Source organism: Novosphingobium sp. BW1 (assembly GCF_008107685.1).
GTDB lineage: Bacteria > Pseudomonadota > Alphaproteobacteria > Sphingomonadales > Sphingomonadaceae > Novosphingobium.
In genome coordinates this window covers 16,643-30,222 of sequence record NZ_VIRF01000090.1, presented here as the reverse complement: position 1 = coordinate 30,222, position 13,580 = coordinate 16,643, and the positions used below count along the sequence as shown (strand labels likewise).

Here is a 13,580-nt window from a genome sequence, read left to right as displayed (position 1 = left end):
TTGGAGAGGTGAGATGGCTGACAATCTCGAGCAGGTCCTGCAGGGGACCGGCAATATCTTTGAGATGCTGCGCAATTCGCAGCTTGGTGCCTACGTATACCCCGTTGTGGCGCCCGAATTTTCCAACTGGCGTTCGGAGCAGTGGGCCTGGCAGCACAGCGCCGTCCTGTTCGACCAGTCGCACCATATGGTCAATCTCTACATCCGCGGCAAGGACGCGCTCAAGCTTCTGACGGACACGATGATCAACAGCCCCAAGGGCTGGACCGTGAACAAGGCCAAGCAGTACGTCCCGACCACGCCCTACGGCCACGTGATTGGCGACGGCATCATCTTCTGGGAAGAAGAGGAAAGCTTCACCTACGTCGGTCGCGCGCCCGCCTCGAACTGGCTGCGCTACCAGGCCGAGACCGGCGGTTACGATTGCGAGATCGAGCTCGACGACCGCTCGCCGATGCGCCCGATGGGCAAGCCCGTCAGTCGCAAGGAATGGCGTTTCCAGATCCAAGGCCCTAAGGCCTGGGACGTGATCGAGAAACTGCACGGCGGCCCGCTCGAGAAGCTCAAGTTCTTCAATATGAGCACCATGAACATTGCCGGTAAGACCGTGCGCACGCTGCGTCACGGTATGTCCGGCGCGCCGGGTCTCGAAATCTGGGGCCCCTATGAAGATCAGGAAGAAATCCGCGCAGCCATTCTGGAAGCGGGCGAGGAATTCGGCCTGATCCCCTGCGGCAGCCGGGCGTACCCCTCGAACACGCTGGAATCGGGCTGGATTCCTTCGCCTCTGCCAGCCATCTATACCGGCGAGAAGCTTAAGGGCTTCCGCGAGTGGCTCGGTGCGAACAGCTACGAGGCCACCGGTTCGATCGGCGGTTCGTTCGTCTCGGACGACATCGAGGACTACTACCTGAACCCGTGGGAACTGGGCTACGGCAACTTCGTAAAGTTCGACCACAACTTCATCGGCCGTGAAGCGCTCGAAGCGCTCGACCCGGCCAAGCAGCGCAAGAAGGTGACGCTTGCCTGGCATCCGGAAGACATGGCCAAGATCATGGCCTCGATGTTTGATCCGGACGGCGAAGCCTACAAGTTCTTCGACGTGCCGCTCGCGAACTACGCCTCGTCCAACTACGACGCGGTGCGCGACGCTTCGGGTAAGACCATCGGCTACTCGATGTTCACCGGTTTCTCCTACAACGAGAAGCAGGCTCTGAGCCTGGCGACCGTCGATCCTGAAACACAGATCGGCGACGAAGTCACCGTGCTGTGGGGCGAAGAGAACGGCGGCACCAAGAAGTCGACCGTCGAGCCGCACAAGCAGCTTGCCGTGCGGGCCATCGTCTCGCCGGTTCCCTACTCGCGCGTTGCACGCGAGAGCTATCAGGAAGGCTGGCGAACCGTGAAGGCCGACGCGTGATCCTTTCGCTCTCCCGATGAAGAAGGGCCGCCCGGATTTCCATCCGGGTGGCCTTTTCTTTTGTGCGCAGCAGAAGTGCCGTTCGGACTATACGCCCCGTGTTTCGCGCACGATCTCGAAGGCGTCCTTGATGACGTTGAGGCCGATGGCAAGGCCAATGGCAAGATCGAAGGCGATGACGTCGGCGCGGGTAAAGATCCAGGCAGCGCGCATGTGGACTTCGGCGCTGCGCTGGCGCGCGAGCAGGCGCAGGACATAGGCGTTCACCGCCAGTGCGAGGAGGCCGATCGCCATGATCCACAGGCCGTCTGGCTCGGCGCCGGCAAAGGCCCGGAGCACGGGTTCGAGCACCACGCCCACGCCGACCAGAAAGGCGAGGGCGAGTAGCGCGACAGCATAGACCGAAGCATCGGTCGCCATGTCGAGGCCGTCAGCGAGCAGGCTCGCCGAATCGGCGTGGAGGCCTGCGGCTGTGTCGACCACGAACATGACCGCGTTGAGCCCCAGCGCCACGCACAGTGCGCGGGGCTGGAAAGTGGTTTTCAGCCCCGCCGGGCGCCATCCGCATTCGCTCATGCCAGCGGTTAGCGCGGGAGCTGCGTGCGGCCAAGCTCAGGCCCAGTAGGCGATGAAGCGCAGCTCCACCGAACTGCGCGGCGCGGTTCCGGGTGGGGCGAGCGGGTTGTCGAAGGCGACGTGGGGCACGCCGGTCGCCGCGTCTGCATCGCTGTCAAAGGTCTTGAAGAGTAGCGCTTCACCCGGCTGCATGTCGGGAAACCAGACCCATTCGTGCCGGGTCGCGTGGGCCAGGACGAAGCTTTCCATGGTCCACAAGTCCTCGCCGTCCCGGTCGAAGATGGCGTCGGCCAGAATCAGGTCCTCGCGCCCGAACGAGCGGGCATCGCACAGCGCCAGCGGCACGTCCTGCGGCGGCGGCGAGGTGACACACCACAAATTGTAGTGCGCACTGCGGCGGTAGTGGCCCAGGTCGTCCGGGAAGGAGCGCTCGGAGAAAGCGAGGGCGGTGGTGTCCGAGACGTCGATGTGGGCAAAGCGCGCGGGGCGGGAATTGTCGAGCTGGCCCGAAAGGTCCGAGCGCTCGCCGAAGCGGTGGACCGGAGGGGCGGTCGCCACCACGCGGTCGGCGCCGCACAGATCGCAGATCAGCGCGCAGGCGTCATCGGTTGCAGGCTCGAGATGGCCACTGGTGCCGGGTGACATAACAACCGAGACAATTTGGTACCCATTGCAATCCAGCGTGGATTCGCGCGTGCGGCCATCGTGGATTGGCATGGATTCGGGGGCGATACGAACGGTGTCACGGGTGTGGTCGTTAGCCCGATAGAGCATCCGCTCTGCATTTCGTGCGGCATAGTTGATGGTGCCTACAAGTCTGTCCATTCCTCTCAAGTCCTTATTTAATTGCTGTTTCACTTCGATTCTTTCGTGGTCAAATGGCCCTCGCTGGGTTTCCCTATAGGTGATCCCGGCAATTGTATTTCTTCCAAAAAAGTCGGCTGAAGCCCTCACCGGGCTTGCCTTCCTGATATTGTATGTCATACAAACAACATGTCGCACAACGCGACAGCATGAAAGGCGCACGGAGACGCATAATCCCCGGCGCTGGTTCAGGAGAGGGCCAATATGCAGATCACTTCCAGATCAGGGCTGCGCTGTGCGCTGCTCGCAACCGCTTCGGCGGCAACGCTTTTCACAGCTTCCGGCGCGCGGGCGCAGGACACCGCGGAGACGGCATCGGAGCCGCAGCAGCAGACCACCAACGATGCCGCCATGCGCGAGATCATCGTGACTGCGCAGTTCCGTTCGCAGAAACTGCAGGACACGCCGCTTTCGATCACCGCAGTCGACGCCGCGCTCCTTGAAGCGCGCAACCAGACCGATCTTTCGCAGGTCGCAGGCCAGGCCCCGAACGTGCAGCTGACCGAAATGGGCGGCGCTTTCGGCTCCTCGATGGCCGTCTACATCCGCGGTATCGGCCAGTACGACTTCAACCCCGCCTACGAGCCCGGCGTTGGCATGTACATCGACGATGTCTACTACGCGACGCTGACCGGCAACATCATGGACCTGCTCGACCTGGAGCGTGTCGAGATTCTGCGCGGACCGCAGGGCACCCTGACCGGCCGCAATTCGATCGGCGGCGCGATCAAGATGTTCTCGGTCAAGCCCGAGCCCGGAAGCAGCGGCAAGGTTGACGTGGTCTATGGGGCGCGTGAACGCATCGATCTTCGCGCCAGCATGAACTTCGCACTGACTGACAATCTCTATGCGCGTGTTGCAGGGGTCTACAAGCATCAGAACGGCTATGTTGACCAGCTCGACTATGGCTGCGTGAACCCGGACAACGAACTGGGCATCACCGGCAATCCTTCGACCCCGGCCAACTGCGTCGTCGATAAGCTGGGCGAGCGCAACTACGCAGGCGTGCGCGGGTCGCTGCGCTTCAACCCGACCGACAGCTTCGACTGGATCGTGACCGGCGACTACACCTGGGAGAACCGTACGGCGGCCGCCGGTGTCATCACCGAGAACAACACAGACCTGACTGGCGCAGACTTCCGCTGCGGGAAGTTCTGCACCTACGCCAGCTGGTACCTGCCCGCCGGCGGCCAGGCGGGCCAGGCCTACTACATGCCCAACTCGGTCAAGTTCTGGGGCTGGGGCGTGTCAAGCGACATGTCAGTCAACCTTTCGGATTCAATCAACGTCAAGTCGATCACCGCCTACCGCGAATACCAGCAAACCTATGGCACGGACGACGATTACACGCCCAACCCGAACATCGGCGGCGGCGGTTTCAACGACCTTACCTTCCGCTTCTTCAGCCAGGAACTGCGCGTCAACGCGGAACTGGGTGACTTCGCCGACCTGACCGTGGGTGGCTACTACAGCGACCAGAAGTCGGTCTACTTCACCCGCCAGGACATCCGCTACATCGGCATGGGCAACCCGGCGCTGTTCCTACAGTTTCAGGGCGATGATCCGGTCCGCGCCGACAGCAAGGCTGTGTTCGGCACGGTCATCCTGCATCCCACGCCCAACCTCAACGTCACAGGCGGCCTTCGCTATACCAAGGAGCACAAGGACTACACCTTTGTGCGCAAGGCCTGGGACGGCGGCCCGTTGGTCGACATCTTTGGTGTCGGCGCGCTCGATGGCAGTGTGGCGGAATACGACGGCGACCGCGTCGACTACCGCATCTCGGTCGACTACCGCTTCAGCGATGAAGTTCTGGCCTACGCCACGATCAGCACGGGCTTCAAGGGCGGCGGCGTGACAGCACGTCCCTTCACCCAGTCCCAGGCCGTAAACGGCACCTTCGATCCCGAAACGCTGACCGCCTATGAAGTGGGTGTAAAGACCGACCTGCTGGGCCGCACGCTGCGCATGAACCTGTCAGGCTTCTACAACGACTACAAGAACATGCAGCTTCCCATCGCGGACTGTGCCATCCTCGACGGTTTCCCGCCGGGTGAGGATCCGTTCCCCTGCGCCGCGATCAGCAACGCGGGCGACGGCGAGATGTACGGAATCGAGTTCGAGCTCCAGGCGAGCCCGATCTACGGCCTGGACATCGACGCCACCGTCAGCTGGATCGAGGGCAATTGGAAGCGCATCGGCCCCATGGTCGGCAACAACATCCGCCTCGAGGATCCGCTCACCACGCCCAACTGGCGCGGCAGCTTCGGCATCCAGTACCGCGGCGAACTGGGCGACAATGCAGGCACGATCACGCCCCGCTTTGATATTGCCTACACCGGCAAGCAGGGCATGGGCCGTCTTCCGGGCAGCAGCGAGCTGGACTTCAATCCGGCGCGGGCCATCGCCAATGCGCGTGTAACCTGGCGCAACGCGGACGAGGATCTGGCGATCTCCTTTGAGGTCCAGAACCTCTTCGACAAATACTACTACCTGCCGATCCGCTTTGCCGCGCTCTACGCCAGCGCGGGAACGACCTACTCCAACGTGGGCCGTCCGCGTGAGTGGGCCTTCACCGTGCAGAAGAAGTTCTGACGATCCGAACCCCTCGCGGCGGGGCAGGTCCCCGGGCCTGTCCCGCCGCATCCATTTCGATACGATAGACACACGGGGGAGAGACGCGATGGCCGAGGTCACGCTTTACCACTGGGAGCCCAACGCCAATTCGGGCAAGCCGATGCTGGCGCTTATGGAAAAGGGCGTTGCTTTCGACAGCCATTACATCGACATGCTGAACTTCGATCAGCATCGCCCGGAATACCTGGCGATCAACCCGCAAGGCACGATCCCGGCGATGACCCATGGCGACAAGGTCCTCGTCGAGAGCACTGCGATCATGGAGTACGTGAACGAGTGCTTCGAGGGGCCCGATCTGATGCCCGGCGATGCGCGTGATCGCTGGCGCGTGCGCTGGTGGATGAAGTTCATGGACCAGTGGCTGGCCCCTAGTTTCTCGATGATCGGCTGGTCAGTATTCATCGGTCCCGTCGTACGCCAGCGTGACCCGGCCGAACTCGAAGCGGCGATCGAGCGTATTCCCATGCCCGAACGCCGGGTGTCCTGGCGCAAGGCCATCTACGGCACTTTTTCCGAAGCCGAGATCGCCGAGAGCCAGCGCCGCGTGGCGATGGGTATCGCGATGCTGGAAAAGGAACTGGGCAAGCGTGAATGGCTCGGCAGTGACAGCTATTCGCTCGCCGACATCAACGGTTTCAACCTGGCTTATGCCATTCCGCTGAGCCAGCCCGAGCTTTCCAACGACGAACTTACCCCCAATCTCCTGCGCTGGCTGCGCGCGATCTACGCCCGCAAGGCTGTGAAGGACTGCTGGGCGCTGGGCCGCACCGACATGGTGAAGCGCGTGACCATTCTCGAACAGGAGCGCATCTGATGGCGACGATCCTCTATCACGGTGAGCCCAACGGGCCTTCGCTGGCGGTGCTCGCCGCCATGGCAGAGACCGGCGCAGACGCGGCGCTGGGTATTGAATGCCGTCCGGTCGATCTGCTTGGCGGCAAGCGGCACACGCTTCCGGACATCACCGAACCGCTTGCGCGCGACATGGGGGTGGAAGGTGAGGGGCCTGTCCTGGTGATCCAGGGAGAGGCGATGACCGAATCCGTCTTTCTCGCCCAGTTCTTCGACGAGGTCGGGGACGGCACCTCGCTCCAGCCCGAAGATGCCTACGCGCACTGGGAAATGATGATGTGGTGCCGCCAGATCACCGAGCGTCTGTCCCCCGCAGCCTCCCTGCTGGGTAATCTTGCCAGCTCGCACCAGCGTCTCGAGGCGCTGAGCGAAGACGCCTTCGCCGCGCAAGTCGAGCCGATCACGAGCGCAGACCTCAAGGTGCGCTGGGATCTGGTGCGCGACGGCGAGGCCGACGATGCGCAGCTCAAGGATTGCGAAGCCAAGGTCATGCAGGCCGTCGAGCGTTGCGAGAGGCAGCTTGCCGATGGCCGGGAATGGCTGATGGGCGCGCTCACTATTGCCGATTTCGAGACGTTCGCCTGGCTGGTCGGAATGGAGCCGATCGTGCCTGAGGCCTTCAAGGGCAAGAGCGAGACCGTGGCCTGGATGAAGCGCGTGAAGGCACGCCCAAGCGTGCAGGCGGCGCTGGCGCGGGCAACCGGAGAGGCGCCTGAACGGAGCTGGGCGCCCGGGCCGGAAATCAACCGCTGGGGTTGAGCCTCCGCGACGACGACAGATGAGAGAGGCCCTGGGCCCCACCTGCCGGAACAAGGCGGGGGGCTTATGGCCAGACGAGAGGATTGGGTTTTTACATGATCAGGCTGACGGGCGCGCAGGGAAATTCGCAAGCAAAGCAGATGCGCGTGCAAGTCCGGCGGGGCTGGCTGACCAGTCTCGCCGTCTCGGGTGCTCTCATCCTGACAGGCTGCACGGCGAGCGCAGACGGCAGCGGCGAGGACGGCGTCACCGCCCAGCTCATCACCACAGGCGGCAACAGCGAATGGCTGAGCTATGGCCGCACCTATGATGAGCAGCGCTACTCCCCGCTCGACCAGATCAATCGTGAAACCGTGGGCGATCTGGGCCTGGCCTGGTCGCAGGATCTCGACACCTCGCGCGGGCAGGAGTCGACGCCGCTCGTGATTGACGGGGTGATCTACATCACCACTGCCTGGTCCAAAGTGCGTGCCTACGATGCCGTGACCGGAAAGGAGCTGTGGGGCTATGATCCCGAAGTCCCTGGCTCGGCGGGCGTGAAGGGGTGTTGCGATGTCGTCAATCGTGGCCTCGCGGCCTGGGGCAACAAGCTCTATCTGGGGACGTTCGACGGGCGGCTCGTCGCGCTTGACCGCAAGACCGGCAAGGCGCTCTGGATCAAGGAGACGGTCGATCCCACCAAGCCCTACACGATCACCGGCGCGCCACGCGTGGTGAAGGGCAAGGTGGTGATTGGCAATGGCGGCGCGGAGATGGGCGTGCGCGGCTACGTGACGGCTTATGATGCCGAGACCGGCGAGCAGGCCTGGCGCTTCTACACGGTGCCCGACGCGCCGGGGAAGAACGAGGCCAAGTACCTCAAGGACGCGGAAAAGACCTGGCACGGTGAATATTGGGTCGAGGGTGGTGGCGGCACGGCCTGGGATTCGATGGCCTACGATCCCGAGCTTGACCTGCTCTACATCGGCGTGGGTAACGGCTCCCCCTGGAACCAGGGCATCCGTTCGGAAGGCAAGGGGGACAACCTCTACCTTTCCTCGATTGTCGCGGTCCGCCCCGAAACTGGCGAATACGTCTGGCACTTTCAGACCACCCCGGGCGAAACCTGGGACTTCACCGCGACGCAGAGTATCATCCTGGCCGACCTCGAAATCGAGGGCACGCCGCGCAAGGTGCTGATGCAGGCGCCCAAGAACGGCTTTTTCTACGTGATCGACCGTGAGACGGGCCAGTTCATCTCGGGCAAGAACTTCGTGCCGGTGAACTGGGCCAAGGGGCTCGATCCGCGGACGGGCCGCCCGATCGAGAACCCGGAGGCGCGCTACTACAAGACGGGCAAGATGTTCATTGGCTCGCCCGGTGCGGGCGGTGCGCACTCGTGGCACCCGATGGCTTACAGTCCCAAGGACAACCTGGTCTTCATTCCCGCCCAGCTGGCCTCGCTGCCCTACTTCGCCGACAACGACTGGAAGGCCAAGCCCAAGGGCTTCAACACTGGTGTCGACATGTCGGCGGGCGCGATGCCGGCGGACCCGGCGGTGCGCAAAGCGGCGGCCGATGCGACGTCGGGGGAACTGATCGCCTGGGACCCGGTTGCGCAAAAGGCGCGCTGGAAGGTCAAGCTGCCCAGTGTCAACAACGGCGGTGTGCTCGCGACGGGGGGCGGGCTTGTCTTCCAGGGCAATGTCACTAGCAACCTGGTTGCCTATGCCTCCGACAGCGGCAAGAAGCTGTGGTCTTTCCCGGTCCAGACCGGCGTTGTCGCGCCGCCGATTACCTATGAGATCGATGGCACGCAGTATGTCGCGCTGGTCGCGGGCTGGGGTGGGATCTGGGCGCTGGCACCGGGTATTCTCTCGCAGGACGGCGGCCCTGTGCGCAACGTCAGCCGTCTCCTCGTTTTCAAGCTGGGCGGCAAGGCGCAGCTCTCCGATCCCCTGACGCTCGATCAACTGCCGCTCGATCCGCCGGCGTTTGCCGGTACCAAGGAGCAGGTCGCGCGCGGCGCTTATCGTTTCGGGCGTTTCTGTTCAACCTGCCACGGCGATGCGGCCATCGGTGGCGGCGTGCTGCCTGACCTTCGCCGCTCCGGCTTCATTCAGGACCACGATGCTTTCCAGCTGGTCGTCCATGACGGGGCGCTTGAGGACCTGGGCATGGTCAGCTTTGCCGACACCCTGACGCCCGAAGAAGTGGAGGACGTGCGCCAGTATATCATCCAGCGCGCCAACGAGGACAAGGCACTTGAGGCCAAGTCGGGCAAGGCGCCCAAGGCAGCCCCCAACGTCCCGGCCAGCGAGGCAACTAAGGCTGCGGCGCAGATCGTGAAGGACCAGCAGGCGACGGGACGCCGTCCGTGACCCTCGATCTCGTACGGCTTGCTGCGATCGATGTCCACGTTCACGCCGAAGTCTCCTGCCACGATCCGGAAGATCCGGTGATGGCGCAGTTCTTCGATGCGACTTCGGCCTATTTCAAGGCGCCGCGCGAACGCCCCAAGATGCCTGAGATCGCGCAGATCTACCGCGAACAGAATATCGCCTTCTGCCTCTTTACGGTCGATTGCGAGAGCGGGGTGGGGGCCAAGCGTGTCTCGAACTACGAGGTGGCCGAGTTTGCCGCAGCGAATGCCGATGTGTGCATTCCCTTTGCCTCGATTGACCCGCGCAAAGGAAAGATGGGCGCGCGCGAGGCCCGCGACCTCATTGAGAACCATGGCGTGCGTGGCTTCAAATTCCACGCCATCATGCAGGGCTGCCACCCGGCCGACCGGGTCGGCTACCCCATCTACGAAGTCATCGCCGAGTACGGCCTGCCCGCCATCTTCCACACCGGCCATTCGGGCATGGGAACGGGCCTGCGCGGGGGCGGGGGGCTGCGCCTCAAATACGGACGGCCGATGCTCGTCGACGATGTCGCTGTGGACTTCCCGGATATGAAGATCATCCTCGCGCATCCCAGTTGGCCCTGGGTGGATGAGAGCCTCTCGATGGCGCTCCACAAGGAGAACGTCTTCATCGACCTGTCGGGCTGGAGCCCGAAATATTTCCCGCCACAGATCGTGCGCTACGCAAACGGGCAGCTCAAACACAAGGTGATGTTCGGCTCCGACTTTCCGCTGATCCGCCCGGACAAGTGGATCGAGGCGGCAAAGGGCATCGGCTTCGAGGACGAAGTCATGCCGGGCATCATGAAGGACAACGCCGCGCGGGTTCTGGGGCTGGCGGGCTGAGACGGAAAAAAGGCAGGGCTCATGGATTTCACCGGCAAGCACATCGTCATTACCGGCGCATCGAGCGGGATCGGCGCGGCCACGGCCCGGGCTATCGCCGCGCGCGGCGGTGCGGTCACCTTGATGGCGCGCCGTGCCGAACGGCTTGAAGCGCTTGCCGGTGAACTGGGCGAGGGCGCGGGCTGGTTCGCGGTCGACGTCAGTGATGGCGCGGCGCAAGCCGCAGCCCTCGACGCAGCCGTGAAGGCGGGCGGGCCGATGGACGGCCTTTTCCTCAACGCAGGAACAGGTGGCTCTTTCGCCGCCGTCGAGGATTATGGCGACGATGCCTTCGCGCAGGTTCTCAACGTCAACCTGACGGCCCCCTATCGCGCCATTGCGCAGGTGCTGCCGGCGATGAAAGCACGCGGGCGCGGCGCCATCCTGGTCACAGGCAGTCTTGCGAGCGAGCGCGGCATGGCGAACAACGTCGCCTATGTCGCCTCCAAGCACGCGGTTCTGGGGCTGGCGCGCGCGGTCGCGCTGGAAGCGGCGCCCCACGGCGTGCGTTGCAACTGCGTCGTGCCCGGCTTCATCGATACCGAGATGTTTGCCGCGCTGCCGCCCGATGCGCTCGAGCAGATTGCGGCGCGCGTGCCGCAGGGGCGCACTGGAAGCGCGGACGAACTGGCCGCGGTGGCCGCGTTCCTGCTCTCGGATGCGGCCTCGCACGTGACCGGGCAGAGCCTTGCGGTCGATGGCGGGGTGCTGGGTACGCTTTCTGTTTGAGGAATACAGAAGCAGGAAACCGAGAGCCATCGCCCTCGGGCTTCCAAAACTTTCAACCTCACCTCTGACGAGCAACCGTGGCCGAGAATGGCGAGGTCACCCATTCTCGGATCAAGGGGCGATGGCCCCTTGAATCAGTCCCTCTTCTTTCTTCAATCCTCGAAGAAGTTGAGCTCCAGCAGCACCCCGTCGGGATCGTGGACGAAGATCTGCCGCAGGCCAATCGACTGGATCGCGTTACTTTCATAGGTGAGCCCCCGGTCCTCCAGGCGATCACGGATGTCGTCGAAGCCTTCGCAGCGCAGCGCGATGTGGTGCAGCGCCCCGGTCGGGCCCTTTGTCATATCGCGGTCCATTGCGCGCGGCGCCGACTTCGCGTTGAGATGGATGATCGGGCGTTCCTCGTGATCGTAGATCCAGCGCGCGGTCTCGCGAGTGAGCGGGGCGGGCGCAGGGCACGATTCCAGCGAAAGCACATCGCGGTAGAAGGCTTCCGACCGGTCAAGGTCCGAGGCGACCACGCAGAAGTGGTCGAGGGCGACGACGCGGGCTCTCACCCGCGTCTCGAACTGGAGGAAGGTACTGTTCATGCTGTCTTTTCCTCCTCCTTGGCCTCGCCCCCCGGCACGCCGTGCGCCACGCGCCGGTCGTAGTCGGGATCATCCTCGGGCTTGGCCAGAGCCGCCATGACACGCGCGTGGATGTCTTCCAGGGCCTTTCGGAATTCCGGGTAGGCGAGGACGTAGAGCTGGTTCTCCTCCACGGCCTTCAGGACGTGGTTCGCGAGCGTCTCGGGCTCCATACCGCACTCGATCACGTTCTTGAGATGCGCGAACATCTCCGGACCTGCCTGATAGTAGCCGGTGTCAGCCAAGTGCTTGGGACGGGTGAGCAGCGCTTCGTGGATGTTGGTGTTGACCGCGCCAGGGCACAGCAGCGACACGCCGATGCCATGCTCTTCAAGATCGAGGGCCAGCGTTTCGGTCAGCCCCCGCACCGCCATTTTGGTGGTGCAGTAGATTCCCGTGCCCTTGAGGGCTACGAAGGCCGACATCGAGGCGGTGTTGACCACGTGGCCGCCGTTGCCGCGCTCGATCATGCGCGGCACGAAGGTGCGCACGCCGTTAATCACACCGCGCAGGTTGACGTCGATCTGCCAGTCCCAGTCGTCGTAGGTGGCATCCTGGATCGCGCCGAAGTGCGAGACCCCGGCGGTGTTGAACAGCAGTTCGACGGGGCCCAGCCTGGCTTCCACCTCGTCGGCGACCGTGGCGTAGGCCTCGCGGTCGGTGATGTCGAGCTTGACCGCCATCACCTCGTAGTTCGCGCCCTTGGCGTTCTCGGCCTCGAACCAGGCCATGGCCTCGTCGAGGTGATCCTGACGGATGTCGGCAATGGCGACCTTGCAGCCGGCCTTGGCGAAAACCTTGGCCTGACCGAGTGCCACGCCCGAACCGCCGCCGGTGATGAACGCGGTCCGTCCCTTTACCTGTGTCATGTCCTCTCCACTCCCTCTTTATGCTCTCTTAGATGGTGACGGACGCGCTCAGGCGTAGGCGTGGTTGGCCAGGCCCAGCAGGTCGCGAGTCTCACCCGCGCTCGATACTTCGGCGCCCATGCGATCGATGAGGTCGACGGCCCAGCGCACGTGGGCGGCGTTGTCGGGGGCAAGCTGGCCCTTGCGCAGCCAGATCGTGTCCTCGAAGCCTACGCGCACGTGCCCGCCAAGAAGCACCGACTGCGCGGCCATCGGGTAGGAATGGCGGCTGACGCCAAAGCCGGTGAAGGCCGCGCCGCGCGGGATCTGGTTGACCGCGTACATCATCGCTTCGGGCGTGGCGGGCAGGCCGTACTTGGTGCCCAGCACAAAGGAGAAGGGTACATTCTTGGGGATTGCGCCCTTGGCCATGAGGTCGTCGGCAAAGACGAAGTCACCGGCCTCGAAGCATTCGATCTCGGGCATGACGCCGGCATCCTGGATCATGTGACCCATGCGCGTGATCATCGGGTCGAGGTTGATCGCGACGCCGCCCCACAACTGCATGGTGCAGATGTCGAGGGTGCACATGTCGGGCTTGAGATCGAGAATGTGTTCAAGGCGCCGCTCGGCGGTGAACATCAGCGTGCCTTCGCCGCACACCTTGGGATCCTCGTCGCTCTGCATCCAGGTGCAGCCCGGTCCCGTGGTGACGTTGAGGATGACTTCGCGGTTCTTCTCGCGAATCAGGCCCACGACCTCGCGGTAGTCGTCGAGCGCCTGCGAGGGCTCGCCGGTCTTCCCGTCACGCACGTGGACGTGGATGATCGAGGCGCCTGCCTCGGCGGCGGCAAGGGCTTCGGCGGCGACATGATCGGGGCGGAACGGGAAGTTGGGGTGGTCCGGCATGGGCGAACTGCCGGTAACCGCACACGTAATATAGACCTTCTTGGCCAATTTGGATCTCCTCTCACCTTGCATGCCCGTTTGATTTC

Annotated in this window: 12 protein-coding genes; 7 read left to right on the top strand and 5 right to left on the bottom strand. The window is 63.7% G+C overall.

Translation table 11 applies throughout. The annotated features are described in order from the left end of the window. Nucleotides 1-13 precede the first annotated feature (13 nt). Entirely contained in the window at nucleotides 14-1,420 is a 1,407-nt protein-coding gene (locus tag FMM79_RS17780) for an aminomethyltransferase family protein (protein ID WP_148628785.1), read from the top strand. An 87-nt stretch (nucleotides 1,421-1,507) separates the two neighbouring features. On the opposite strand, the gene FMM79_RS17775 is transcribed toward FMM79_RS17780, so the two are convergent. After that, nucleotides 1,508-1,996 (bottom strand): cation diffusion facilitator family transporter, encoded by a 489-nt coding sequence (locus FMM79_RS17775; protein WP_148628784.1) that lies wholly within the window; start codon nucleotides 1,994-1,996, stop codon nucleotides 1,508-1,510. A 36-nt stretch (nucleotides 1,997-2,032) separates the two neighbouring features. Continuing rightward, complete coding sequence (locus FMM79_RS17770; protein ID WP_148628783.1) at nucleotides 2,033-2,821, bottom strand: CmcJ/NvfI family oxidoreductase; 789 nt, start codon at nucleotides 2,819-2,821, stop codon at nucleotides 2,033-2,035. 243 nt (nucleotides 2,822-3,064) lie between these two features. On the opposite strand from FMM79_RS17770, the gene FMM79_RS17765 reads away from it, so the two are divergent. The 6 genes from FMM79_RS17765 (at nucleotide 3,065) to FMM79_RS17740 (ending at nucleotide 11,108) form a co-directional block, all read left to right on the top strand. Next, nucleotides 3,065-5,455, top strand: coding sequence for a TonB-dependent receptor (locus FMM79_RS17765; RefSeq protein ID WP_148628782.1), 2,391 nt, complete (start codon nucleotides 3,065-3,067; stop codon nucleotides 5,453-5,455). A gap of 88 nt (nucleotides 5,456-5,543) precedes the next feature. Further along, nucleotides 5,544-6,311, top strand: coding sequence for a glutathione S-transferase family protein (locus FMM79_RS17760; protein ID WP_148628781.1), 768 nt, complete (start codon nucleotides 5,544-5,546; stop codon nucleotides 6,309-6,311). Beyond that, nucleotides 6,311-7,108, top strand: coding sequence for a glutathione S-transferase family protein (locus tag FMM79_RS17755; RefSeq protein WP_148628780.1), 798 nt, complete (start codon nucleotides 6,311-6,313; stop codon nucleotides 7,106-7,108). The genes FMM79_RS17760 and FMM79_RS17755 overlap by 1 nt, the downstream gene beginning before the upstream one ends. 140 nt (nucleotides 7,109-7,248) lie before the next feature. After that, nucleotides 7,249-9,468, top strand: a complete 2,220-nt coding sequence (locus FMM79_RS17750) for a PQQ-dependent dehydrogenase, methanol/ethanol family (RefSeq protein WP_148628993.1) — start codon at nucleotides 7,249-7,251, stop codon at nucleotides 9,466-9,468. Then, complete coding sequence (locus FMM79_RS17745; protein ID WP_148628779.1) at nucleotides 9,465-10,340, top strand: amidohydrolase family protein; 876 nt, start codon at nucleotides 9,465-9,467, stop codon at nucleotides 10,338-10,340. Before FMM79_RS17750 ends, FMM79_RS17745 begins: the two co-directional genes overlap by 4 nt. Before the next feature lie 21 nt (nucleotides 10,341-10,361). After that, complete coding sequence (locus FMM79_RS17740; protein WP_148628778.1) at nucleotides 10,362-11,108, top strand: SDR family NAD(P)-dependent oxidoreductase; 747 nt, start codon at nucleotides 10,362-10,364, stop codon at nucleotides 11,106-11,108. A 152-nt stretch (nucleotides 11,109-11,260) separates the two neighbouring features. On the opposite strand, the gene FMM79_RS17735 is transcribed toward FMM79_RS17740, so the two are convergent. From FMM79_RS17735 to FMM79_RS17725, 3 genes are read right to left on the bottom strand one after another with little or no spacing between them, the layout of a single operon-like run. After that, complete coding sequence (locus tag FMM79_RS17735) at nucleotides 11,261-11,698, bottom strand: VOC family protein (protein WP_148628777.1); 438 nt, start codon at nucleotides 11,696-11,698, stop codon at nucleotides 11,261-11,263. Next, nucleotides 11,695-12,606 carry an SDR family oxidoreductase gene (locus FMM79_RS17730; protein WP_148628776.1) on the bottom strand — a complete coding sequence of 304 codons (912 nt, stop codon included), beginning with the start codon at nucleotides 12,604-12,606 and terminating at the stop codon, nucleotides 11,695-11,697. Before FMM79_RS17730 ends, FMM79_RS17735 begins: the two co-directional genes overlap by 4 nt. Nucleotides 12,607-12,654: 48 nt before the next feature. Continuing rightward, the gene (locus tag FMM79_RS17725) at nucleotides 12,655-13,542 is read right to left on the bottom strand and encodes a 3-keto-5-aminohexanoate cleavage protein (protein WP_148628775.1); all 888 of its coding nucleotides are present in this window, start codon (nucleotides 13,540-13,542) and stop codon (nucleotides 12,655-12,657) included. Between the last annotated feature and the right edge of the window lie 38 nt (nucleotides 13,543-13,580).

Excerpts from the sequence above, each read along its gene's own strand:
- FMM79_RS17780 (WP_148628785.1), top strand. The coding sequence starts at position 14 with ATGGCTGACAATCTCGAGCAGGTCCTGCAGGGGACCGGCAATATCTTT.
- FMM79_RS17775 (WP_148628784.1), bottom strand. The coding sequence starts at position 1,996 with ATGAGCGAATGCGGATGGCGCCCGGCGGGGCTGAAAACCACTTTCCAG.
- FMM79_RS17770 (WP_148628783.1), bottom strand. The coding sequence starts at position 2,821 with ATGGACAGACTTGTAGGCACCATCAACTATGCCGCACGAAATGCAGAG.
- FMM79_RS17765 (WP_148628782.1), top strand. The coding sequence starts at position 3,065 with ATGCAGATCACTTCCAGATCAGGGCTGCGCTGTGCGCTGCTCGCAACC.
- FMM79_RS17760 (WP_148628781.1), top strand. The coding sequence starts at position 5,544 with ATGGCCGAGGTCACGCTTTACCACTGGGAGCCCAACGCCAATTCGGGC.
- FMM79_RS17755 (WP_148628780.1), top strand. The coding sequence starts at position 6,311 with ATGGCGACGATCCTCTATCACGGTGAGCCCAACGGGCCTTCGCTGGCG.
- FMM79_RS17750 (WP_148628993.1), top strand. The coding sequence starts at position 7,249 with ATGCGCGTGCAAGTCCGGCGGGGCTGGCTGACCAGTCTCGCCGTCTCG.
- FMM79_RS17740 (WP_148628778.1), top strand. The coding sequence starts at position 10,362 with ATGGATTTCACCGGCAAGCACATCGTCATTACCGGCGCATCGAGCGGG.
- FMM79_RS17735 (WP_148628777.1), bottom strand. The coding sequence starts at position 11,698 with ATGAACAGTACCTTCCTCCAGTTCGAGACGCGGGTGAGAGCCCGCGTC.
- FMM79_RS17730 (WP_148628776.1), bottom strand. The coding sequence starts at position 12,606 with ATGACACAGGTAAAGGGACGGACCGCGTTCATCACCGGCGGCGGTTCG.